The 21,501-nt window shown below is 72.9% G+C and carries 23 protein-coding genes; 13 read left to right on the top strand and 10 right to left on the bottom strand.

Features of this window, described 5'->3' with window-relative positions:
* The first annotated feature begins 42 nt into the window (after positions 1–42).
* Positions 43–2,310, top strand: a complete 2,268-nt coding sequence (locus ACZ4VK_RS14485) for a heavy metal translocating P-type ATPase (protein ID WP_468352115.1) — start codon at positions 43–45, stop codon at positions 2,308–2,310.
* A gap of 38 nt (positions 2,311–2,348) precedes the next feature.
* Positions 2,349–2,630 (top strand): metal-sensitive transcriptional regulator, encoded by a 282-nt coding sequence (locus ACZ4VK_RS14480; RefSeq protein ID WP_384873482.1) that lies wholly within the window; start codon positions 2,349–2,351, stop codon positions 2,628–2,630.
* A 59-nt stretch (positions 2,631–2,689) separates the two neighbouring features.
* On the opposite strand, the gene ACZ4VK_RS14475 is transcribed toward ACZ4VK_RS14480, so the two are convergent.
* Positions 2,690–2,845: a hypothetical protein gene (locus ACZ4VK_RS14475; RefSeq protein ID WP_468352112.1), complete on the bottom strand. Its 156-nt coding sequence runs from the start codon at positions 2,843–2,845 to the stop codon at positions 2,690–2,692.
* Positions 2,846–2,927: 82 nt separating this feature from the next.
* Here ACZ4VK_RS14475 and ACZ4VK_RS14470 point away from each other — a divergent pair, with 82 nt between their 5' ends.
* The 7 genes from ACZ4VK_RS14470 (at position 2,928) to ACZ4VK_RS14440 (ending at position 8,895) form a co-directional block, all read left to right on the top strand.
* Complete coding sequence (locus tag ACZ4VK_RS14470; RefSeq protein ID WP_468352110.1) at positions 2,928–3,317, top strand: BlaI/MecI/CopY family transcriptional regulator; 390 nt, start codon at positions 2,928–2,930, stop codon at positions 3,315–3,317.
* Complete coding sequence (locus ACZ4VK_RS14465) at positions 3,314–4,225, top strand: M56 family metallopeptidase (RefSeq protein WP_468352108.1); 912 nt, start codon at positions 3,314–3,316, stop codon at positions 4,223–4,225. Before ACZ4VK_RS14470 ends, ACZ4VK_RS14465 begins: the two co-directional genes overlap by 4 nt.
* Before the next feature lie 256 nt (positions 4,226–4,481).
* Positions 4,482–4,850 carry a GNAT family N-acetyltransferase gene (locus ACZ4VK_RS14460; protein ID WP_468352106.1) on the top strand — a complete coding sequence of 123 codons (369 nt, stop codon included), beginning with the start codon at positions 4,482–4,484 and terminating at the stop codon, positions 4,848–4,850.
* A gap of 211 nt (positions 4,851–5,061) precedes the next feature.
* Complete coding sequence (locus ACZ4VK_RS14455) at positions 5,062–5,970, top strand: SAM-dependent methyltransferase (protein ID WP_468352104.1); 909 nt, start codon at positions 5,062–5,064, stop codon at positions 5,968–5,970.
* A gap of 165 nt (positions 5,971–6,135) precedes the next feature.
* Positions 6,136–6,576 carry a Fur family transcriptional regulator gene (locus tag ACZ4VK_RS14450; protein ID WP_468352102.1) on the top strand — a complete coding sequence of 147 codons (441 nt, stop codon included), beginning with the start codon at positions 6,136–6,138 and terminating at the stop codon, positions 6,574–6,576.
* A 115-nt stretch (positions 6,577–6,691) separates the two neighbouring features.
* Complete coding sequence (locus tag ACZ4VK_RS14445; RefSeq protein WP_468352101.1) at positions 6,692–7,714, top strand: LuxR C-terminal-related transcriptional regulator; 1,023 nt, start codon at positions 6,692–6,694, stop codon at positions 7,712–7,714.
* A 206-nt stretch (positions 7,715–7,920) separates the two neighbouring features.
* Positions 7,921–8,895 (top strand): helix-turn-helix transcriptional regulator, encoded by a 975-nt coding sequence (locus tag ACZ4VK_RS14440; RefSeq protein ID WP_468352099.1) that lies wholly within the window; start codon positions 7,921–7,923, stop codon positions 8,893–8,895.
* 117 nt (positions 8,896–9,012) lie between these two features.
* Here the strand turns inward: ACZ4VK_RS14440 and ACZ4VK_RS14435 are convergent, their stop codons facing one another.
* The 6 genes from ACZ4VK_RS14435 to asnB all read right to left on the bottom strand — a co-directional run bounded on the left by ACZ4VK_RS14435 (position 9,013) and on the right by asnB (position 16,423).
* Positions 9,013–9,261 carry a hypothetical protein gene (locus ACZ4VK_RS14435; RefSeq protein WP_468352097.1) on the bottom strand — a complete coding sequence of 83 codons (249 nt, stop codon included), beginning with the start codon at positions 9,259–9,261 and terminating at the stop codon, positions 9,013–9,015.
* Between the two features lie 217 nt (positions 9,262–9,478).
* Positions 9,479–10,792: a D-inositol-3-phosphate glycosyltransferase gene (mshA, locus tag ACZ4VK_RS14430; RefSeq protein WP_468353274.1), complete on the bottom strand. Its 1,314-nt coding sequence runs from the start codon at positions 10,790–10,792 to the stop codon at positions 9,479–9,481.
* Between the two features lie 131 nt (positions 10,793–10,923).
* Positions 10,924–12,489 (bottom strand): class I tRNA ligase family protein, encoded by a 1,566-nt coding sequence (locus tag ACZ4VK_RS14425; RefSeq protein WP_468352095.1) that lies wholly within the window; start codon positions 12,487–12,489, stop codon positions 10,924–10,926.
* 99 nt (positions 12,490–12,588) lie between these two features.
* The gene (locus ACZ4VK_RS14420; RefSeq protein WP_266894913.1) at positions 12,589–13,335 is read right to left on the bottom strand and encodes an SDR family oxidoreductase; all 747 of its coding nucleotides are present in this window, start codon (positions 13,333–13,335) and stop codon (positions 12,589–12,591) included.
* 90 nt (positions 13,336–13,425) lie between these two features.
* Entirely contained in the window at positions 13,426–14,580 is a 1,155-nt protein-coding gene (locus tag ACZ4VK_RS14415) for a PrpF domain-containing protein (protein ID WP_468352093.1), read from the bottom strand.
* 37 nt (positions 14,581–14,617) lie between these two features.
* Positions 14,618–16,423: an asparagine synthase (glutamine-hydrolyzing) gene (gene asnB / locus ACZ4VK_RS14410; protein WP_468352091.1), complete on the bottom strand. Its 1,806-nt coding sequence runs from the start codon at positions 16,421–16,423 to the stop codon at positions 14,618–14,620.
* Between the two features lie 141 nt (positions 16,424–16,564).
* On the opposite strand from asnB, the gene ACZ4VK_RS14405 reads away from it, so the two are divergent.
* Positions 16,565–17,290: a PIG-L deacetylase family protein gene (locus ACZ4VK_RS14405; protein WP_468352090.1), complete on the top strand. Its 726-nt coding sequence runs from the start codon at positions 16,565–16,567 to the stop codon at positions 17,288–17,290.
* Between the two features lie 131 nt (positions 17,291–17,421).
* The gene (locus ACZ4VK_RS14400) at positions 17,422–18,393 is read left to right on the top strand and encodes a hypothetical protein (RefSeq protein WP_468352088.1); all 972 of its coding nucleotides are present in this window, start codon (positions 17,422–17,424) and stop codon (positions 18,391–18,393) included.
* Positions 18,394–18,539: 146 nt separating this feature from the next.
* Here the strand turns inward: ACZ4VK_RS14400 and ACZ4VK_RS14395 are convergent, their stop codons facing one another.
* The 3 genes from ACZ4VK_RS14395 to ACZ4VK_RS14385 all read right to left on the bottom strand — a co-directional run bounded on the left by ACZ4VK_RS14395 (position 18,540) and on the right by ACZ4VK_RS14385 (position 20,201).
* Positions 18,540–18,836, bottom strand: coding sequence for an ArsR/SmtB family transcription factor (locus ACZ4VK_RS14395; RefSeq protein ID WP_468353272.1), 297 nt, complete (start codon positions 18,834–18,836; stop codon positions 18,540–18,542).
* A gap of 65 nt (positions 18,837–18,901) precedes the next feature.
* Entirely contained in the window at positions 18,902–19,351 is a 450-nt protein-coding gene (locus ACZ4VK_RS14390; RefSeq protein WP_468352086.1) for an SRPBCC domain-containing protein, read from the bottom strand.
* 97 nt (positions 19,352–19,448) lie between these two features.
* The gene (locus ACZ4VK_RS14385; RefSeq protein ID WP_468352084.1) at positions 19,449–20,201 is read right to left on the bottom strand and encodes a helix-turn-helix domain-containing protein; all 753 of its coding nucleotides are present in this window, start codon (positions 20,199–20,201) and stop codon (positions 19,449–19,451) included.
* Positions 20,202–20,456: 255 nt separating this feature from the next.
* On the opposite strand from ACZ4VK_RS14385, the gene ACZ4VK_RS14380 reads away from it, so the two are divergent.
* Together ACZ4VK_RS14380 and ACZ4VK_RS14375 are read left to right on the top strand one after the other, a co-directional pair.
* A complete protein-coding gene (locus tag ACZ4VK_RS14380; protein WP_468352082.1) occupies positions 20,457–21,128 on the top strand; it encodes a DUF4097 family beta strand repeat-containing protein in 672 nt (223 codons plus the stop codon).
* A 98-nt stretch (positions 21,129–21,226) separates the two neighbouring features.
* On the top strand, positions 21,227–21,501 hold a 275-nt coding region (locus ACZ4VK_RS14375), incomplete at its 3' end, for an ATP-binding cassette domain-containing protein (protein ID WP_468352079.1).

Genomic DNA, 21,501 nt, shown 5'->3' with positions numbered 1-21,501 from the left:
CACGGGCCCCGGCCCCCGAAGCTTTGAAACGAGGAGCAGGAAATGACCACGACCACTCCGGGCACCGCCCAGGTCGAGCTCGCCATCGGCGGCATGACCTGCGCCTCGTGCGCGGCCCGTATCGAGAAGAAGCTGAACCGGATGGACGGGGTCGAGGCCACCGTCAACTACGCCACCGAGAAGGCGAAGGTCACCTTCGACGCCGACATCGACGTCGCGGACCTGATCGCCACCGTCGAGGCCACCGGCTACACCGCCGCCGAACCCGAGCCCGAACGCCCCGCGAACAGCGGCACACCGGACGGGCCCTCGGACGAGGAGAAGGCCGACGCGGAGCTGCGGCCCCTCAAGCAGCGCCTGATCACCGCCGTGTCGCTTGCCGTGCCGGTCATCGCGATGGCGATGATCCCCGCCCTGCAGATCGAGTACTGGCAGTGGCTCAGCCTCACCCTGGCCGCCCCCGTCGTCGTCTACGCCGCCTGGCCCTTCCACAAGGCCGCCTGGACCAACGCCAAGCACGGCGCCGCGACCATGGACACCCTGATCTCCGTCGGCACCATCGCCGCGTTCACGTGGTCGCTGTGGGCCCTGTTCTTCGGCACCGCCGGCACCCCCGGCATGACCCACCCCTTCGAGTTCACCATCGCCCGCAGCGACGGCGCCGGGAACATCTACCTCGAAGCCGCCGCCGGCGTCACCGCCTTCATCCTCGCCGGCCGCTACTTCGAAGCCCGCTCCAAGCGCAAGGCCGGCGCCGCGCTCAAGGCCCTGATGCAGCTCGGCGCCAAGGAAGTCACCGTCCTCGACAACGGCCGCGAGGTCACCGTCCCCACCGCCGAACTCCAGGTCGGGATGCGCTTCCTGGTCCGCCCCGGCGAGAAGATCGCCACCGACGGCACCGTCGTCGAAGGCTCCTCCGCCGTGGACGCCTCCATGCTCACCGGCGAATCCGTCCCCGTCGAAGTCGGAGCCGGCGACTCCGTCACCGGCGCCACCCTCAACGCCGGCGGCCGGCTCGTCGTCGAAGCCACCCGCGTCGGCGCCGACACCCAGCTCGCCCGCATGGCCAAACTCGTCGAGGACGCCCAGAACGGCAAGGCCGCCGCCCAGCGCCTCGCCGACAAGATCTCCGCGGTCTTCGTCCCCATCGTCATCGCGCTCGCCCTTGGCACCCTCGGCTTCTGGCTCGGCACCGGACAGGGCCTCACCGCCGCGTTCACCGCCGCCGTCGCCGTCCTGATCATCGCCTGCCCCTGCGCCCTCGGCCTCGCCACCCCGACCGCCCTCATGGTCGGCACCGGCCGCGGCGCCCAGCTCGGCATCCTCATCAAGGGCCCCGAAGTCCTGGAGACCACCCGCAAGGTCGACACCATCGTCCTGGACAAGACCGGCACCGTCACCACCGGCCGCATGACCCTCATCAAGGTCCACACCGCCGAGGGCACCGACGAGACCGACGTCCTGCGCCTCGCGGGCGCCCTGGAACACTCCTCCGAACACCCCATCGCCCAGGCCGTCGCCACCGGCGCCGCCAACAAGGTCGGCACCCTCCCCACCCCCGAGGACTTCGCCAACATCCCCGGCCTCGGCGTCCAGGGCATCGTCGAAGGCCACGCCGTCCTCGTCGGCCGCGAAAAGCTCCTCGACGAATGGGCCATGACCCTCCCCACCGGCCTCAAGACCGCCAAGGACGCAGCCGAGAAGGCCGGCAAGACCGCCATCGCCGTCGCCTGGGACGGCCAGGCCCGCGCCGTCCTCGAAGTCGCCGACGCCATCAAGGACACCAGCCCCGAAGCCATCCGACGGCTCCGCGCCCTCGGCCTCACCCCCATCCTGCTCACCGGTGACAACAAGGCCGTCGCCGAATCCGTCGCCGCCGAGGTCGGCATCGACGAAGTCATCGCCGAAGTCATGCCCCAGGACAAGGTCGACGTCGTCAAGCGCCTCCAGGCCGAAGGCCGCTCCGTCGCCATGGTCGGCGACGGCGTCAACGACGCCGCCGCCCTCGCCCAGGCCGACCTCGGCCTCGCCATGGGCACCGGCACCGACGCCGCCATCGAAGCCGGCGACCTCACCCTCGTCCGCGGAGACCTCCGCGCCGCCGCCGACGCCATCCGCCTCTCCCGCAAGACCCTCGGCACCATCCGCTCCAACCTCTTCTGGGCCTTCGCCTACAACGTCGCCGCCCTCCCCCTCGCCGCCGCCGGACTCCTCAACCCCATGATCGCCGGCGCCGCCATGGCCTTCTCCTCCGTCTTCGTCGTCGGCAACAGCCTCCGACTCCGCGGCTTCCAGGCCGCCGACCGCTGACGACCCGCCCTTCCCCGCCAATCCCCGAGGAGCCCGCCGTGGCCGGTTACGGACAGCACAAGGAAGACATCATCAGACGCCTCCGGCGTATCGAGGGCCAGGTCAGGGGGGTGCAGCGGATGGTCGACGAGGACGTCTACTGCATCGACGTCCTCACCCAGGTCTCCGCCATCAACGCGGCACTCCAGTCCTGCGCGGTGGCCCTGCTCGACGAGCACCTCAGCTGCTGCGTCACGGAGGCCATCGCCCAGGGCGGCGACCAGGCCAAGGCGAAGGTGGGCGAGGCGTCCAAGGCCATCGCCCGGCTCATCCGGACGTAGCCCCCGGGAAGAGAACCAGAGTTGGACCGAAGGGCCCCAGGAGGGGCCCTTCGGTGGTGTCAACCGCCCTTGCGTGCGGGGCAGTCGGCGGACAGGGTGACGCTCAGCCGGAGACAGAGACCGAGCAGCTGCCGGAGGAGCACCAGCTCCACCGAACCCGCCGGGCCGGCGTCACAGACCTTCGCGCAGGGGCCGTTCTTCAGAAGGGTCGACATCCCGCCAGCGTACCCCTGGGGGGTATACCTCGGCAGGGGAAGCGGCCCGTACGATGAGCCGCCCGTAGGGGAGGGGATGCACGTGCGCCGGCTGGGAGACCTGGAGGCCGAGATCATGGACCGGCTGTGGGCCTGGGAGCGGCCCGCCACGGTCCGCGAGATCGTCGACGACATCAATCGGGGACGCCGGGTCGCCTACACGACCGTGATGACGGTGGCGGACATCCTGCACCGCAAGGGCTGGCTCCGCCGCGAGAAGGCCGGCCGGGCCTGGCTGTACGAACCGGTCCGCAGCCGCGAGGAGTACACCGCGGGGCTCATGCGGGACGCCCTCGGCGACAGCCAGGACCGCCCCGCCGCCCTCCTGCGGTTCGTCGAGGTCATCTCGGACGAGGACATGGACGCCCTCGACGCGGCCCTGCGCGCCGCCCGGGGCGACCAGGACCCGCAGCCCGGCGGGAGCGGCGCGTGAACCACCACGCCCTCGTCCCGCTCGGGCTCGTCGCCCTCACCGGCTTCCTCCTGCCGTTAATGGTGGCCAGGGCGCGCTGGGCGCAGCAGGTGCCCCGGCTCGCCCTCGGCGTGTGGGCCGCGTGCGGCGCCGTCTTCGCCGGCGCGTCGGCCCTGCTGCCCGCGCAGATGGTCCTGTCGACCGAGAGCAGCCACCGGCTCACGGACATGGTGCTCATGCTCCGGCCGCCCACCCCCGCCCAGCTCCTCGCCCTCGACGGGCGTGAGCTGGTCGCCCTGTCGCTCTCCCTCGCCGTCCTCTCGGTGCCCGCCGCCGCGTTCGCCCGCCGGCTGTTGCGGGCCCGGCGGCTGCGGGTGCGGCACGCGGGGGTGCTGCGGCTCGTGGGGCGGTACGACGCCGCGCTGCGGGCCACCGTCCTCGACGACGCGCGGCCCGCCGTGTACTGCCTGCCCGGCCGCTCGCGCCGGGTCGTCGTCTCCTCGGGCGCGGTGCACACCCTGACCCCCGCCCAGCTGGCGGCGGCGCTCGCGCACGAGCGGGCGCACATCGCGGGGCGGCACCATCTCCTTGTCGCGGCGGCGGAGGCCTTCGCCGCCGTCTTCCCCCGCCTTCCGCTCGCGCGGCACGGCGGGACCGCCGTACCGCTGCTGCTCGAAATGGCTGCCGATGACCGGGCGTTGCGGCGGTGCACGCGGGACGCGCTGGCCACGGCGCTCTACGCGCTGGCGTCGGGGCGGGCACCCCGGTCGGCGTTCGCGGCGGGCGGGCCTTCGGCGGCGCTGCGGATGCGGCGCATCCTCACCCCGTACAGCGCGGGACATCCCGTTCTCCGGGGGCTGCTGACCGTCGGGGCGGGGGCGCTCGCGATGACGCCCTTGATCATTGCCTGCTGTTCCTTCCCCGGTTAATCGACAGGACGCGCGGGCCGACCTGCCGAACGCCCCTATTTACTAAGCGAATTCGTAGATTTCGCATCGGTCACGGACAACTTAATTCCCGGCTATTGTGGGTATGTTGGGGCTCTGGCACGGCACATCGAAGGGTACGAAACCAATGCAGCTGGCTGGAGTTCGGACGGCCGCGGCCGGTGATGCGACGACGATATCCAGGCTGCTTGCCGACGTCATTCGGAGCAGCTACACCGGAATCCTGGACGAAATCCCGATGCGGCGGCTCATCTCCGCCCAATGCGCGCTCCCCCGCATACGTGCGGAAATTGAAATTCCCGGGGGTGCGCCCGGCTGGCTCGGCTGGCTCGTCGCGAGCGACGGCGCGGGCAGGGTCGTCGGCGTCGCCGCGGGCGGCGTCCCCGTCCCCGGCGAGGGCGAGGTGTACGCCCTGGCCGTGGAGTCCGGCTCCCGCCGCCGCGGCGTCGGTACGGCCCTGATCGCCGAGGCCACGGACCGGATGCGGAGCCACGGCGCCCGGGCCCAGCACGTGGAGCTCCCCGCGGATGCCGATCCGGCCCTGCCCTTCTACGCCCACCTGGGCTTCGCGGCCCTCTCCCCCAGACGCTTCAGCCGCGCGCTCTGATCCGGACGCTCGGCCGCGCACTCCGAGCCGGCCGCTTCGGCCGCGCGCTCCGCACCCGAGGCGTGGCAGATCCACGCCATCGCGTGTTCACGCAGCCCGATCCGGTGGATCGGGACTCCCTCCCCAGGTCAGGATGGGCCCAGCGGCGCGGTCCCGGCGGCACGGGTACCTCGTCCGGACGGCATGGACCGAGCGAGCCCCTGGAGGAGCGATGCACACACCGAGCGGCATTTCCCTGCCCGTCGTGCCCGCAGCGCTCGCGCCGGTCCTGCCGTCCCGATACGACCCGTCCCGATACGACCGGGAGCAGGAGCCCGCACCCGGGGCCGGCATCCGGGTCACCTCGGACACCCTCCCCGGCCTCGAATCCGTCTCCGCCGCCGACGAGGGATCCGTCTGGCTGCACGACGCCCTGCTCGGCCCGCACAGCGCGGACATCGTCCGGTACCTCAGCCTCGCCCGCTCCACCGGCGGACCCGTCCTCGACCTCGGCTCCGGCGCCGGGCGGCTCGCCGTCCCGTTCGCCCGCCACGGCTTCGCCGTGGAAGCCGTGGACCGGGACGCCTCGGCCCTCGAGCGCCTCGAAGGCTGGGCCCGCCGGATCGGTCCGCAGGTGGCCGGGCTCGTCGTCACCCACCGGACGGACCTCACCGAACTGCGCCTCGACGGCAGCTACCGGCTCGCGCTGCTCGCGGGCGCGATGGTCACCGCCGTACCCCCGGCGCTCCGGCCGGGACTGCTGCGGGAGGTCGCCTCCCATCTGGAGACGGGCGGGGCGCTCGCCCTCGACTACACCGCACACCAGCTGCCGGGGCTGATCGCGGAGCCGCGGCGGACCTGGGCGTTCCAGGTGCCCCGCTTCGACGGGATCGACGAGTGGGTGGTGGCCCGGCAGGTCTTCGACCTGCCGTCGATGAGCGAGCGGATCACGTACTACGCGGCGAGGACCGGCAAGCTCTCCACGGAGCGGGTCGTGCTGACCACCGACAAGTGGATCGTGGACTCCGAACGGCTCGCCGCCGAACTCCACGCGGCCGGCCTGCACATCGAGGGCCGGCGGCGGCACCGGATCGACGAGCGGACCGAATCCGTCCTGCTCGTGTGCAGGATGGACGACTGACGGGCGGCACGGGACGGCCCGGGCCGACACCGGACGGCACCGGACGGCACCGGACCGGGCGGCCGGAGAACACCTGACGAGGTCGGCAGGCACCCTGACGAGGTTGACGAGCAAGAGGTACGATGCTTACAAAAGTTTGAGCCGACCAGGTGGCGGGCGGAGAAGATGGCAGTCGTGGAAGAGCTGACGGGCCGCGAGGCGGTGATCCAGCGCCTGCGCGACGTCGGGCTGCGGGTCACGGGCCCGCGCCTCGAAGTGCTCACGGTGCTCGCCGCCGGCGGCCATCTCGACGTCGAGGCGATCACCACGACCGCCCGCGAGCGGCTCGGGACGCTGACCAGCCAGGCCGTGTACGAGATGCTGCGGCACTTCCAGGAGACCAGCCTCGTCAGCAAGTTCGACCGGCCCGGTCTGCCCGCCGTCTTCGAGATCTCGGGCCCGGCCCACCAGCACGCCCTGTGCACGGTCTGCGGCCGCGTGGAGAACGTGACGTCGCCCGCGCCCGCGCCGCCCCGGGGCGCCCTGCCCGAGTGGCGTGTGGACGACGCGGAGGTCGTGTTCAAGGGCCTGTGCCCCGACTGCCGGACGAGCGTCACCGCCACCTGAGCCCTGTTCAACTCCGTGCGTGGCGTTCGATTGTGTGGCACTGTCTAGCGGGGCGATTCAACGGGTCCGGAGTGGACCGAGGGGAGTCTGCTGCGCAGTGTCCAGAAATACCGCCGTGCCGCGTGTGGGGGGCGATCAGGCTCTCGCCGTCTACCAGGAGCTCCGCATCCGCCCGGATGCCACGTTCGACGAGGTCGCGGACCGTTTCGAGCTCTCCGCCGAGGACCGGGAGCGGTGCCGGGAGGAACTCGCCGCACTGGGACTGACCGAGAGCACGGAACCGGCGGCACACGGAGCGCCCCCGGCCCGGTCCGTCGTCGACCCCGACGTCGCCCTGCTGCGGCTGCTGCGCCGGGAGCGCGACCGGCTCCAGGAACGCCTGGCCGCGACCAGCCGCGCCCACACCGCCCTCGAAGCCCTCGCCGGGCCGTTCCTCCAGGCCGGCGCCACGCCCAGGGCCGAGATCGAGGTCGAGATCGTCGACTCCCCCGAACGGGCCCGGCGGAGCGTCGCCGACCTGACGGACTCGGTCCGGACGGCCGCGCACTTCATGCACACCGGCTCCGTCCGCCGCGAGGAGACCGCCGGCGAGCTGGCGCGGGACCGGCTGTGGGCCGACCGGGGCATCCGGATCCGTGCCATGTACAGCCGGCGGGCCGGATCGGTGCCCGAGATGGCGCAGCACCTGGAGGAGCGGGCCGCGGTGGGCGTGGAGATCCGGCTGTCCTCCGTCATCCCGATGAACATGGTGCTCGCCGACGACAACTTCGCGATGCTGCCGACCGATCCGTTCGACCCGTCGTCCCCGTCGATCCTCGCGCGCGGCTCCGGTCTGGTCCGGTCCTATCTGGCGCTGTACGAGTACTGCTGGACGGCGGCGGCTCCGTACGGCCAGGAGGATCCGGCGGAGAAGGACGGCGACGGGCTCTCCGAGCAGCAGCGGGCGGCGCTGCTCATGCTCGCGTCCGGCATCAAGGACGAGCAGATCGCCCGCAATCTCGGCGTCTCGCTGAGGACGGTCAGCCGTCTCCTCTCCGAGGTGATGCAGGAGTTGGGCGCCGCGAGCCGCTTCGAAGCGGGGGTGAAGGCGGCCCGGCTCGGCCTGCTCGACAGCGAGTGGAACGACCGCGCGCTGTAGGAGGGGCTCCCCCGGAGGAGTTCGTATGACGCACGATGGGTGCGAGACCGGCATGACGGACGCCTCCGAGCCGTATGACAGGGTGAGGGCGGGGGCGACTCGAGCGAACAGGGGGTCACTTCGCCATGATCACCGGAGGCGGCGGTACGGGAGAGCGGTCACCCGATCCTGTGGTGAACCTCTATCAGGAGTTACGCAGGCGAGGTGTGTCGCGGCTCGACGAGGTGGGGGCCGAACTCCGGCTCGCACCGGAGGAGTACGAGCGATGTAGGAACGAACTGACGACGCTCGGCCTGATCGTGCCGACCAACCCCGCCCAGCACGCGGCCCGGGCGGAGTACGAGCGCGGCACGGGGCACCAGGACGGCGACACCTTCGCCGTGATCGACCCGGAGATCGCGATGCTCCGGCTGCTGCAGCGCGAGCGCGAGCAGCTGCGCGACCATCTGGACGAGGCGGACCGCGCGTACAGCACCCTCGAGACCCTGGCGGGGGCGTATCTGCGGGCCGGATCCCTCACCCGCTCGGACGCCGATGTGGAACTCCTCAGCGACTACCGGCGGATCCAGCAGGTCCTCGAGGACATCACCGACGTCATCCAGCACGGTCTGGCGTCGATGCACCTGACGTCGCTCAAGCGCGAGGTGGGGGAACGGGTGCTGAGCCGCGACCGGCGGCAGATCGAGAACGGGGTGCGCGTCCGCGCCATGTACAGCGAGCAGGTCATCTCCTCGCCCGAGGTGGCGGAGCACCTGCGGCGCCGGGTCGAGGCGGGCGTGGAGGTGCGGATCGCGACCGCGGTGCCGATGCCGCTGATCATCGCCGACGCGCAGTTCGCGGTGGTGCCGGTCGATCCGGCCGAGCCGGCGGCGGGCGCGGTGCTCGCGCGGGGCCCGGCTCTCGTCCGCTCGTATCTCGCGCTGTACGAGCACTGCTGGCACACCGCCTCGCCGTACGGGGACCGTTCCGTCCCGGAGCAGGGCGGTGACGGTCTCTCGGAGCAGCAGCGGGCGGCGCTCAGCATGCTGGCCTCCGGCATGAAGGACGAGAAGATCGCCCGCGGGCTCGGGGTGTCGCTGCGGACGGTGAGCCGCATGCTCTCGGAGCTGATGCAGGACATGGGCGCGACGAGCCGCTTCGAGGCCGGAGTGCGCGCCTATCGGCTCGGCTGGGTCGACTGACGGCGCCGAACCGCCGCCGTCCGGCGGCGAATTACCTCGGGTCCGTACCCGTAAGGGAAAAACAAAGGCTCCGTGGCCGCCCGGAAAGGGCGGCCACGGAGCCTTTTACCCGACGGCTCAATTGGCAGATATCGAGGCCGGGGAGACACGGTCCCACTCGTTTCCGTTGGACGGGGACGGCGTGGGGGTGGGGGTGGGCGTCGTCACGACGTCTTCCGTTCCTTCGGCCATCACGTGCTGCGAGGCGGACGCCGATTCGGGGGCCGTCACGAGCGCCGCACCGCCCGCGACGGAGAGACAGGCCACCGCGGCGAGCGCGAACTGACGGACGGTCTTGGGCATCCCCTTGGCGCGCACAGCAGACATGTTTCCTCCAGGATTTGGAATGTCAATTCCGCCTTCCGGGGTCCCGTGCCGCCGGGCGCTCCCTGAAGACATCTCCATTCTGTCCCGGTCCCCGAATCGAATCCAGGGATTCTCTTTGCGTGGACTCGCCATGGCGCGGATGCGTCAATCTCCTGCCCCGAACACGGAATTGAGGAATCCGGAGCTCTCCATACCTTTGGTCGAACCAAAAGAGGTGCTAGACTTGTGCAACGGCCTTCTCGTTCCTCCAGGAGAGAGGGGCCGCCGGGGCAGGGGCGTGCCGCCGCCCCTGCCCCACCCCCCGCTCCACCCCGAAGAAGACCGGCCGGGGCGCCTCCGCGAGCGCCCCCCGGTACACCTCGACGGTCCGGATGGCGGAAGCGCGCCAGCTCATCCCGCGCGCATGACCCACCGCCGCCTCCCCCATCGTCGCCACCACCTCCGGATGCGCCGCGAGCCAGCGCAGCCGGCGCGCGTACTCCAGCGGATCGTGTCCGCGCACGAGCAGCCCCGTCACCCCGTCCCACACCGCCGTCGGCAGCCCGCCCACCGCCGCCGCGAGCACCGGCGTCCCGCACGCCTGCGCCTCCAGGGCCACGAGCCCGAAGGACTCGCTGCGTGAGGGCACCACCAGCACGTCCGCCGCCCGGTACCAGTCGGCGAGACGCTCCTGCGGTACGGGCGGGCAGGACCGCAGCACATCCGTCACCCCCAGTTCCGCGGCGAGCTGCCAGGCCGTCCCCTCGCGCGTCGCGCCCGAATGCCCGCCGACCACCGGCACGAGCAGCCGGCGGCGCAGGTCCGGGGCCTCACGGAGCAGCTCGGCGATCGCCCGTACCAGCACGTCAGGGCCCTTCAGCGGCTGTATCCGGCCCGCGTAGAGCGGGATGAACGCGTCGGCGGGAAGCCCGAGCCTGACCCGCGCGGCCGCCCGGCCGTCCCCCGGATGGAAGGTCCGCAGATCGACCCCGGGGCGTACGACCTCGGTGCGCGACTCCTCCGCCCCGTACAGGGAGCGGAGCGCCTCCGCCTCGTCGGCCGTGTTGGCGATCAGCCGGTCGGCGGCGCCCACCACCTGGTGCTCGCCCCGGATCCTGAGCTCCGGCTCGGGGGTGTCACCGGCGGCGAGCGAGGCGTTCTTCACCCGGGCCAGGGTGTGGGCGGTGTGCACGAGCGGGATCCGCCAGCCCACGGAGGCGATCCGGCCGGCCTGCCCGGAGAGCCAGTAGTGCGAGTGGACCAGGTCGTAGCGCCTCTCCTCCTTGAGCAGGGCCAGGGAGAACGGCACCACGAGATCCGGCATGGCCTCCTTGGGCAGCGCCTCGCGCGGCCCGGCGTGCAGATGGCGGACCCGTACCCCGGGGGCGAGCTCGACGAGCGGGGGCAGGCCTTCGCCCCGGCAGCGGGTGAACAGATCGACCTCCGCGCCCTGTTCTGCCAGGGCGCGGGACAGCTCGACCATGTAGACGTTCATCCCGCCGGCGTCCCCCGTCCCGGGCTGGTGGAGCGGGGAGGTGTGGACGCTGAGCATGGCGACGCGCAGGGACACGTGGGGCTCCTGAGGAGTGGGGGGCCACGTGTCCCTGCGCGTCGCTCGCGCGCACGGTCACGCGGCAGGAACGTAGTTACTTAGTTGCTTAGTAGTTGCGGGGGTCGTGGTCGTCAGAACCCGAAGACCGGGCCCGACGGCGGTGCCAGGCGGGTGCCCGGCAGAGGAGGCGTCAGGGCGTGCCAGTCGACCGGCCGCCCCGGCACCACCTGGAGCGCCGCCGCGAGCCGGTCGGCGCCCTCCGGCATCACCGGACGCGCCCACGCCGACAGGGCCGAGGCCACCGCCAACTGGGCGGCGAGCGCCGGAAGATGACGGCAGGACGTGCTGGGCCGGCACCGCTCGTGGGCGTTGACGTGACCGAAGTCCGCCGTCGAGCGGACCATCTCGTCGAGGACGGCCACCGCGCGGCGCGGGTCGAAGGCGTCGGGGCCGTACGCCTCGCGCAGGTCGTCCACGCCCCGGTGCAGCCGCCGCTCCAGGATCTCCCAGCCGGTGCCGCCGGGCAGCGCCTGCGGTGCGAGGCCGGCGCACTCCTCCCGTACGGCCGCGAAGAGCCGGGACAGCCAGCTGTTCCAGTTGTCGTCCAGCTCGTGGCGGGCGGCGGCGAGCCGGTCCCGCTGGAAGACCGTGCGGCGGCCGGTCGGGCGGGCCTGGAGGACATGGCGGCGCAGGGTGTCGGAGCCGTACTCGGTGAGCAGGTCGAGCGCCCAGACGTTGCCCTCCTGGACGCCCTCCTCGATGACGTACGACTCGTTGACGTTGAAGTCCTGCGGCAGCTTGATGTCCTGCGCGAGGAGCAGCACCGGCAGCAGCACCGCGTGGCAGAAGGAGTGCCCGAAGCCGCAGAAGTGGATGGCGCGGCGGGGCAGCGGGCCCTTCGTGTCGTAACCGAAGAGGTGCATCGCGGCGGCCTCGAAGCAGCCGTCGATCCGGTGGTCGGGGAAGCCCTCGACGGGCACCTGCAGACCCCACTCGGCGGGATGCCCGACCGCGATGTCCGGCAGGCCGTCCTCGACGAGCGACTCGCACAGCGCGGCGAGCCGCGGCGGCAGGCCCGCCGTCGCCCAGTAGTCGGCGAGGGTCTCCCGGAACGGCTCCAGGGGGACGTAGAGCCGGCGGCAGCGGCGGGCCACCGCCGGGGTGTCGCAGAGGGCGCAGCGGGCGGCGATCAGGTCGCCGCCGTCGTTGGGACGCGCGCACTCGTGGCACATGCCGCCGTCGCTGACCGCGCCGCAGTGCGGGCAGGTGCCCGTCGCGTGCGCCCCGTACAGCCAGCGGTCGCAGGGCTCGCAGTACGGGAGCAGGCGGGTGCGCGGTGCGATCACGCCCTGCGCGAAGAGACGGCCGAAGAGGTCCTGCACCCAGCGTCCGTAGCCCTTGTCGCGGCGCGGGCGCACGATGTGGTCGAACTCCACGCCCGAGCGCAGCCAGTCGGCGGTGATCGCGGCACGGTAGCCCTCCGCGACCTCCTCGGGCTTGCGGTTGTGGCGCAGCGCCCGGACCTCGACGGAGCTGGCGTGGTCGGCGGTGCCGGTGGTGAACCGGACCGCCTCGCCCTCGGCGCGCAGATAGCGGGTGAGGACGTCGGCGGCGACGTACGGCCCGGCGAGGTGGCCGATGTGGAGTTCACCGTGGGTGGCGGGAGGGGTCGCGGTGATCCAGACAGGGGTGCTCATGGGACCTCCTTGACGCTGTGGTGCGGTGGGCTTCAGCGGTCGCGTGCGGCGGGGCGCTGTCGGCGCAGGGCGGGTCAGCGGGGTCGGTGGGAAGGGCTGTCAGCGGGGCTCGAAGTGGAACGAGCGGATGAAGCAGTCGCGGGGCTGCTCGACGGCGTACACGATGCATTCGAAGAGGGCCTGGGTGGTCAGCTTCTCGTCGGGCGCTATGCCGTCCGGATTCGATCCGTCCCATTCCGCGAACCGCGGGTCGGAGGTCGAGAAGTCCGGCGGGAAGAGGGAGAAGACGCGGACGCCGGAGGGCCGCAGGCGGCGCGAGAGGATGTCGGCGAATCCGGCCTGGGCGCTCTTCGCCGCCCAGAAGGCCTCGTGGGCGACGCCGGCGGTCGCCGCGGAGGCGCCCTCGGCGTCGCGGACGGCGACCATGTTGACGATGTCGGGGCGCAGCGAGCCGCGGAGCAGCGGCAGGAAGTGCTTCACCATGAGGACGGTGCCGCCGGCCGTCGACTCGATCGTCTCGACGATCTCGGCGTCGCTCGCCGCCTCCAGGTCCATGCCGTCGAGCCAGCGGGCGCCGTTGTTGACCAACAGGTCGACGCGGTCGGTGTGTTCGCCCACACGGGCCGCGAACTCGCGGATCTCGGCGGGCCGGCTGAGGTCGCAGCCGAAGGCGTGGATACGGTCACGGGCCGAGCCCATGACTTCGGTGCGGGTGCGTTCGGCCGCCTCCACGGTGCGCGCCGACACATAGACCTCAGCGCCGAGATGGGCGAAGCCGACGGCGAGCGCGCGACCGAAATAGCGGGACGCTCCGGTCACGACGACACGCAGGTTCTCGAATTTCATGGTGTCTGCTCTCCCCACGGATACCGATGGCCGGTCCATTTCAGCGTGGCAGAGGAAGCGGGCTCCGGGCCTGGTGAGCGGGGTGCGCGTTCACGCCGTTGCGTGGACACGCCACGGCAGTTCGAGCTCTTCGAGCACCTCGGCGCGCTTGTGGTGGACGCGGACGCGGTCCGGTGCCGTGGAGACGGTCACGGTGCCGCCGGGGGTGCGGACGGGGCCGCTCGTCGCGGGGACGACGGTGCCGTCGAGTGCCCCGGCCGCGGCGAGGGCGGCGGCCCCGGTCAGCGCGAGACGGGGGTGCCAGCCGCCGACGGTGAGGGCGCGGACGGAGAGGCCCCCGGGGCCGGCGGTGAAGGCGGCGATCTTGGGGAGGGCGGAGCGGGGGTCGAGGCCGAGGAGACGGGCGGCGTGCGCGCGGAGCGCGAGGAGTTGGGCCTGGAGGGCCGCGTCGGCCGCGTCGGGCTCGGGAAGGTGCTGGGCGTCGACGAAGACGTAGGGGTTGCCGTAGCGCACGATCGAGACGGGGACGCCCAGGAGGCGGTCGAGCGCCCGGCCGGTGGGGAGGACGCCGGGGGCGGTGGGGGCCTTGAGGAAACTGAGGGTGTACGCCGCCGCGTCCTCCGGCTCGCACAGCACCGTGTCCCCCGTCGTCACCGCCCGGACGGTGACGGGCCCGGGCCGCCCCTCGGCGACGACACAGGCGAGCAGGGAATGCCCGCAGCCGGCACGGAAGTCGAACCGCCCATCGGGGAGGACCTGCGTGAACCGGTAGTCGAGGGCGTGACCGGGGCGGTCGGCGGGCCCGTAGAGGGCGATCTTGCCGAGCCTGGCGTAGGGGGTACGGGCGAGGGCGACGCGCAGACGGTCGAGCTCGCCGCCCAGGGCGAGGGTCCCGGTGGGGAGTTGGTCGACCCGCAGGACGAGGGTGGGCCCGGGCGCGTCCTCGGCACGGACGACGGTGGCCTTCGTGGTCCGCGGGGCGGGGCGGGGGTCGGTGCGGACCCCGGGGGTCGGGGTCCCGGCGGCGAATCCTCCGGGCAGCGTGGCGCCCGGCGGCCGGCCGGGGTTGCCTGGCCCGGTGCCGGGCGTCGGGGCGGGGTTGCCCGGCCCGGGGCCGGGCGTGGGGCCGGGGTTGCCCGGCCTCGGGCCGGGCGTGGGGCCGGGGTCGCCCGGCCCGGTGCCTGGCGTCGGGCCGGGGTCGCCCAGCCCGGTGCCGGGCGGGGGGACCGGGGCCCCGGGTCCCACGGTTCTGGCGGGTGCGGGACGCGGAGGTCCCGGGGGTTCAGGCCGCACAGCCGGCCGGGATGCGCATGCCCTGGACCACCTCCGTCCACAGCTCGTGGACCGCGAGGGCCCACAGGGCCAGGGCGTCGTGGTGGGAGGGGCGTTCGAGGTGGCGGGCCAGGAGCTTCTGGACCCGGTCCGCGCGGACCTTGCCGCCGAGGACGAGCCTCGCCGGGGAGAGCAGTTCGCGGACGGTGTCGAGGAGCGGGCTGCCGGGCGCCAGCATCGCCGCGACGGGCAGCGTGAACGGCTGCTTGGGCCGCCGCAGGACCGAGGAAGGGAGCAGCTCCGCGCCCGCCTCGTACAGCGCCCGCTTCCCTGTCCTGCCCGCCGTCGGCAACGCGCGCGCGTGCGTCACGACGGACGGCTGGCAGAACGGCATCCGCGCCTCGACGGCCCACGCCATCGAGAGGTGGTCGACGCGCCGCAGGTGGTACGCGGGGAGCCGCCAGCGCGTCTCGAAGGCGGTCATCGCGGTGAGCCGGTCCTCGCCGACGGCCTCCGCCGAGCGCAGCTCCTGCTCGATGCGGTCGGCGGCCGAGCCCTGATCGGCGACGAACGCCCGGTAGTTGGCGGTGTAGAGGTGTTCGCGGAGGAGCCGCGGGGCCGCCGAGAGCGCGTCGGCGTAGGCGCCGGCCCAGTCGGCACCGGCCGGCGCCGCGAGGGCCTCGCGCATCCGGTCGTACCCGCCGAAGAGCTCGTCGGCGCCGTCGCCGGTGAGCGCGACGGTGAAGCCGTTCTCGCGGACGGCGCGGAAGAGCGCGTACGTGGAGAGGGTGATGGGGTCGGCGTTGGGCTGGCCGAGGTGGCGGACGGTCCTGGTGAGGAGGGAGCTCAGCTCGTCGGGGTCGACGGCGACCTCGTGGTGCACGGTGCGGGCGCGGCGGGCGACGGACCGGGCGTATGTGGCCTCGGATCCGGGCCACCGGCCGCGGTAGGTGAGGTGGAAGGTGTGCAGCGGCGGCGCGTCGGTCTCGCGGGCGTGTTCGGCGGCGAGCGCGGTGACGAGCCCGGAGTCGAGGCCGCCGCTGGTGATGGCGCAGACGGGCGCGTCGGCCTGCGCGAGCCGGCGCACCTCGTGCCGCAGGACGTCCTGGGTGTCGCCGACGGGGGCGGCGCGGTAAGCGCCCCGGCGGCGTACGAGGGGCACGGCGCCGGGCCGTACGAGAGCGGTGGCGCCGGGCGGCAGGACGCTGACGCCGTCGAGCGCGGTGTGCGTGGCGAAGGACGTACGGGTGGCGAGGACGGTGTCGAGGGCGTCCTCGCGCGGGGAGATCCGTACGCCTTCGAAGGCGAGGAGGGCGGGGATCTCGGAGGCGAAGCGGGTGGAGCCGTCGTACGGGTCGTGGTGCAGGTGGATCGGCTTCATGCCCATGTCGTCGACGGCGAGGACGAGTTGGGTGCTGCCGGGGCGGAGGTCGAGGAGCGCGACGGCGAACATGCCGTCGAGGTGCTCGGCGAAGGCGGGGCCGTACTCGGCGTAGAGCGCGGGCAGCAGGGTGCCGTCGCAGCGGTCGGGGAACCGGTGGCCGCGCGCGGCGAGGGTCCGGCGCAGCTCGGCGTGGTTGTAGATCTCGCCGTTGAGGACGGCGAGGATGCCGGGGAGGTGCGGCAGCCGGTAGGGCTGCTGTCCGCCGCAGGGGTCGGTCACGGCGAGCCGGTCGCAGCCGAGGGACCACCCCGGGCCGCTGAGCACCTGGTGTTCGTCGGGCCCGCCGTGGCGTTGGCGGGCGGACACCGCCGCGAGCTGGGCCGGCTCGGGGCGGTCAGCCCCGGCGGCGAAGGAGCCGAGAATCCTGCACATGCCGGTCACCCTCCAAGCACGTCACACGTCACACCCAATGATTTGAATCTACCAAGTTTTTGAATGGCGCGTAAGTGCCATGTCCAGTTCACGCCACGACCCGGCCTTGCGACGCCCCCACCACCCCAACAGGCTGGACCCATGGAGGACTTCAACCGCACCGCCCCAGAGTCCCTGCTGGTGGTGGCCGCCCACCCGGACGACATCGAGTTCTGCGTCAGCGGCACGGTCATGCAGTGGATCGAGCGCGGCACCCGCGTCACGTACTGCATCGTCACGGACGGCGGCGCGGGCGGTTACGACGCACAGCTCCCCCGCCAGGCCATGGCGGACCTGCGCCGCGCCGAACAGGTCCACTCCGCCAAGCTCAGCGGCGTCGCCGACGTCCGCTTCCTCGGCTACCCCGACAGCTTCGTGGAGGCCTCCGTGGAGCTCCGCCGCGACCTGTGCCGGGTCATACGGGAGGTACGGCCCCAGCGCGCGATCATCCCCTCCCCCGAGATCAACTGGGCCCGGGTCGCCGACCTCCACCCCGACCACCGCGCGGTCGGCGACGCCTGCCTGCGCGCGGTCTACCCCGAGGCCCGCAACCCCTTCGCCCACGCCGCACTGCTCAAGGACGAGGGCCTGGAACCCTGGACCGTCCACGAACTGTGGCTGATGACGGGCCCCACCCCGAACCAGTACGTCGACGTCACCTCCGTCTTCGACCGCAAGGTCGAGGCCCTGCGCATCCACACCTCGCAGACCGCCCACTTCGACGACCTCGCCGGACTCCTGCGCACCTGGCTCGGCGAGCACGCGACGGCCGGGGGGCTGCCGCCGGGCCGGATGGCGGAGGCGTTCCAGATCGTGCACATCGACTGACCCGACGGCCGGCGGCGCGCCGGTCCAGGGCGCGGCCCGGCCTTGTGAGGGCTGGGGGCACATGAGACCGTGAGCGCCACACGTGGGGGCGCGTGCGACCAACACTCGTACGGCGAGGGGGAGTTCACGGCATGACGGCGAACGTCTCGGAACTTGAAGCGGCAGTGATCGCGCACTACGGCCTCCCGTGGCCCGAGGTCGACGAGGCCGGCTACGTGCCGGTGGCGACCGCCCTGAACACCTACGCGCAGTTCACCCTGGACGACGCCTGGGCCGCGAACCGGCACGTGCAGCGCCTGCTCTCCTCCGGCCGGGGCGAGGCGTTGGACGCCCTCGCGGAGCACTGGACCCGGGTCATGGAGCAGGACATGGCACCCCTCGCCAGGTCGGCCCACGCGCTCGCCCTCGCGGTGAGCGAGATCCCCGGCGTGATCGCGACCCTCAGGCAGGCCATCGCCGTCGAGGCGGCCGCGCTCGCCGGGCGCAACGCCCTCATGCTCACCGGCGGCGCGCTGACCTTCAGCCCGGCGGCTGCGGCCACGGCGGCCGCCACCGTCACGGCGGACGCCCAGCAGACGGCCGCCCGGGTCGCCCGCCGGGTCGAGAAGACCGCGAAGGCCGTCCAGCAGAGCCTCGCGTCCCTTCTCGCACACCCGGACGTGGCCGCCCTCGAGAAGGTCCCGGCCGATCTGGCGGGCGGGGTCGGGGGCGGCGCGACGGTCGGCGGGATCGCGTCCGGGGTGTCGGGCAGCGGGACGGACGGTACGGACACCGGCCGGGCCATCGGCGGCGTCCTGCGCGTGGACCACGAGGAGCACAGGCTCGCGGCCTCCAAGCTCGCCGAGGTCGCCGTCGAGGTCCGCGGCAGGACCACCGCCGAACTGACCGCCGCCACCGGACGGCACACGGCCGTCAAGGGCAGCGGCTCCTTCGCCCGGATCGCCGCCCCGGACCTCGACCTGATCCTGGACCGCCTCGGCGCCGCCACGGCCGCGGTCGCCGCCCACCTGAGCGGCGCCCTCCCCGACGCGGTCCTCCGCGTGTCGGAGAGCCAGCAGTCCACGGACGAGGGCAACAGGCGGCGACTGGCCCAGCTGGACTAGGGCGTGTCCGGCGGATCAGGGTCGGGCAGGGCGCCGCGACCCCGGCCATGATCCGTCGGTCACGCCCCGGGGCGTGACCGGCGGGCGGACCGGGTTCCCGCCGGCGTGCGCCGGCTGACCTGGCTGTCCGGGCGGCCGGCGCCGGGTCACCCCTCCTCCGCGGCCCGCTTGACGTCGGCGAGACGCCGGTCCCAGTCGGCGGCGAGGGCCGACATCCAGCGGGCGGTCGCGTCGAGTGCGGCCGGGCGGACCGCGTAACGGACCTCCCGGCCCACGCGGGTGGCCGAGACGAGCCCGGCGGTGTCGAGGACGGCCAGGTGCTTGACGACGGCCTGGCGCGAGACGGGGAGCCCGGCGGCGAGCGCCGTCGCGGTGGCCTCCCCCCGCTCGGCCAGCAGGTCGAGCAGCAGCCGCCGGGTGGGGTCGGCGAGAGCCCCGAGCACGCCGTCGGCGGACCCGGGGCCACCGGCCCCGGACTTCGCGCCGCCCGCCCCTGCCGGCTCCGGCGTCACGAGGACGGCGCCTGCTCGGCGCGCTTCCTGAACGCGTCGAGGACCTGCGGCCAGCCGCCCGTGTTGTCCCGTACCGCCTGGGCGCGCAGCGTCTCCGACCCGGGCAGCGAGGCGAAGCCGCTCTCGACGACACGGAGCCGCGTACCGCCGTCCTCCTCCGTCAGGGTGAACTCCACGAGGGTGCTGTTGTCGTCGCGCAGCTCCTCCCCGGGGAAGGCGCTCGCCCAGCGGTACGCGACACAGGTCGGCGGCTCGACCTTCTCGACGCGTACGGGGAAGTCGCCGTGGGCGGAGTTCCTGGCGAGCATCGACTCGCCCTCGCGGGCCACGGTCCCGGCCACGTCCGCCTCGTCGGCCACCCAGAACCCGGGCTGGGCCACCAGGGTCCAGACCCGCTCCAGGGGCGCCTCGATCAGGGTGTCGCGCTCGATCCGGTCCTCGCTCATGGGGGACTCCTTCTTCGCGTAGGGAGCACCACGAAAGTAGTGCAACTCCAGGGTTGCACGTAGGGGAGGTATGCGCAACCGAACGGTTGCACACGCGTCAGGCATCGCCCCCCGTGGACGACCGGCCGTCCGAGGGCCGCCGGGTCTTCGTGTGGAGGATGTCGCGGGCCTGTTCCGCGGCGCGCGCGGTGCTCTCGGCGACGAAGTCGAGGAAGCGGGCGACGTTCTCCAGGCGGACGCCGGCCGGGGTGTCGGCGCCGAGGACGCCGACACCCTGCTGCGCGGTCTCGACGATCTGCGCGATGGACCGGGCGCTGGCGAGCATCGACTGGTACCAGATGTCGTCGTCGACGATGTAGCGCTCGCGGCGGCGTTCGTCACGCTCCCGGCGGACGAAGCCCTGTCCCTCCAGGAACGTCACGGCCTTGGAGATGGACGCCGGGCTGACCTGGAGGCGCTGGACGAGCTCCGCCGCGGTGAGATTGCCGGCGTCCGTGAGGGTGAGGCAGGCCATGACCCGGGACATCATCGTCGGCATGCCCGAGGCCAGGAGGACGGTGGTGAACGCCTCCTCGTACTCCCGCACCGCCTCGGCGTCCCGCCCGTGGGCCTGCGGGACCGCCTCCGTCCCCCGCGGCGCGGCCGGCCGGCGGCGGTGGGTGCGGCGCTCGGTGGCGCGGTGGGCGAGATCGGCCCGGTAGGCGGTGGGCCCGCCGTTCCGCATCACCTCACGCGTGACGGTCGACGTCGGCCGGTCCAGACGCCTCGCGATCTCAGCGTAGGCCAGGCCGTCGGCCAGCCCAAGGGCGATCTGCTGGCGTTCCTGCTGGGTGAGCCTGCCTCCCGGCATCGCGGTCTCCTTCGCATCCCCTGCTGTTGCTTCCTGACGCCCCGAGCATAGCGTTCAGCCTCATTTCATTGCAACGTTGAGGCGTTTGACGTTGCGTTACCTTCAAGACCGTTGCAACGAATTTCCCTCTCTGACCTGCGTTAACCTCTCCCGTGTGCAACGAAGTCGTTGCCAGACTCTCGAACGCAACGTAGCTTTTCCATCAACGGAAACGACGGGCCGACAGAGAGCCCGCCGCAGAAGAAGGAGAACACCGTGCAGAAGTTCGCCACCCCCGCCGCCATCGCCGCCGTCCTCGCCGTCCCCGCCGGACGCATCCGCTTGGTCGCCGCCGACCGGGCCGACACCACCGTCGACATCCGGCCCGCCGACGCCTCCAAGGGCCGCGACGTGAAGGCCGCGGAGCAGACGACGGTCACCTACGCCGACGGCGTCCTGCGGATCGAGGCCCCCGAGGCCACCAACCGGCTCCTCGGCGACACCGGGTCCGTCGACGTCACCGTCCAGCTGCCCGCCGGCTCCCGCGTCGAGGCGAAGACGGCCGCCGCCGAGCTCAGGAGCGTGGGACGCCTCGGCGACATCGCCTTCGAGGGCGCGTACCGCGAGATCAAGATCGACGAGGCCGCGAGCCTCCGCCTCACCGCCACCGACGGCGACGTCGAGGTCGGCCGGCTCGGCGGCCCCGCGGAGATCAGCACCGCGCGGGGCGACATCCGGATCGGCGAGGCCGTGAGCGGCACGGTCGTGCTCCGCACGCAGTCCGGCGAGATCTCGGTCGCCGCCGCCCCCGGGGTCTCCGCCTCCCTGGACGCCGGCACCTCCTTCGGCCGGATCCACAACGCGCTCCGGAACGCGGAAGGCGCCGCCGCCGGCCTGAACATCCACGCCACCACCGCGTACGGCGACATCACGGCGCGCAGCCTCTGACCGCGCGGCGGGCCGTGACTCCCGCGGCCCCGACCAGGACCCCTTCCGGAACCCCCACCCGCACGGCATCCGATCCACAAGCTGAGGAGCAACCCATCATGTCCCACCCGGCCATCGCGGCGAACGGGCTGCGCAAGTCCTACGGGGAGAAGTCGGTCCTCGACGGCGTCGACCTGACCGTCCCCGAAGGATCGGTGTTCGCCCTGCTCGGTCCGAACGGCGCCGGCAAGACCACCGCCGTGAAGATCCTCTCCACCCTCATCACCGCCGACGGCGGACAGGCGCAGGTCGCCGGCCACGACCTCACCACCCACCCCCAGGACGTCCGCGCCGCGATCGGCGTCACCGGACAGTTCTCCGCCGTCGACGGCCT

It is taken from the genome of Streptomyces sp. NPDC028711, assembly GCF_055565415.1.
This window is presented reverse-complemented; position numbering and strand designations above follow the sequence as displayed.

Excerpts from the sequence above, each read along its gene's own strand:
- ACZ4VK_RS14385 (WP_468352084.1), bottom strand. The coding sequence starts at position 20,201 with ATGCCGGGAGGCAGGCTCACCCAGCAGGAACGCCAGCAGATCGCCCTT.
- ACZ4VK_RS14435 (WP_468352097.1), bottom strand. The coding sequence starts at position 9,261 with ATGTCTGCTGTGCGCGCCAAGGGGATGCCCAAGACCGTCCGTCAGTTC.
- ACZ4VK_RS14475 (WP_468352112.1), bottom strand. The coding sequence starts at position 2,845 with ATGTCGACCCTTCTGAAGAACGGCCCCTGCGCGAAGGTCTGTGACGCC.
- ACZ4VK_RS14425 (WP_468352095.1), bottom strand. The coding sequence starts at position 12,489 with ATGAGCACCCCTGTCTGGATCACCGCGACCCCTCCCGCCACCCACGGT.
- ACZ4VK_RS14405 (WP_468352090.1), top strand. The coding sequence starts at position 16,565 with ATGGAGGACTTCAACCGCACCGCCCCAGAGTCCCTGCTGGTGGTGGCC.
- asnB (WP_468352091.1), bottom strand. The coding sequence starts at position 16,423 with ATGTGCAGGATTCTCGGCTCCTTCGCCGCCGGGGCTGACCGCCCCGAG.
- ACZ4VK_RS14400 (WP_468352088.1), top strand. The coding sequence starts at position 17,422 with ATGACGGCGAACGTCTCGGAACTTGAAGCGGCAGTGATCGCGCACTAC.
- mshA (WP_468353274.1), bottom strand. The coding sequence starts at position 10,792 with ATGCTCAGCGTCCACACCTCCCCGCTCCACCAGCCCGGGACGGGGGAC.
- ACZ4VK_RS14455 (WP_468352104.1), top strand. The coding sequence starts at position 5,062 with ATGCACACACCGAGCGGCATTTCCCTGCCCGTCGTGCCCGCAGCGCTC.
- ACZ4VK_RS14420 (WP_266894913.1), bottom strand. The coding sequence starts at position 13,335 with ATGAAATTCGAGAACCTGCGTGTCGTCGTGACCGGAGCGTCCCGCTAT.
- ACZ4VK_RS14450 (WP_468352102.1), top strand. The coding sequence starts at position 6,136 with ATGGCAGTCGTGGAAGAGCTGACGGGCCGCGAGGCGGTGATCCAGCGC.
- ACZ4VK_RS14460 (WP_468352106.1), top strand. The coding sequence starts at position 4,482 with ATGCGGCGGCTCATCTCCGCCCAATGCGCGCTCCCCCGCATACGTGCG.
- ACZ4VK_RS14485 (WP_468352115.1), top strand. The coding sequence starts at position 43 with ATGACCACGACCACTCCGGGCACCGCCCAGGTCGAGCTCGCCATCGGC.
- ACZ4VK_RS14390 (WP_468352086.1), bottom strand. The coding sequence starts at position 19,351 with ATGAGCGAGGACCGGATCGAGCGCGACACCCTGATCGAGGCGCCCCTG.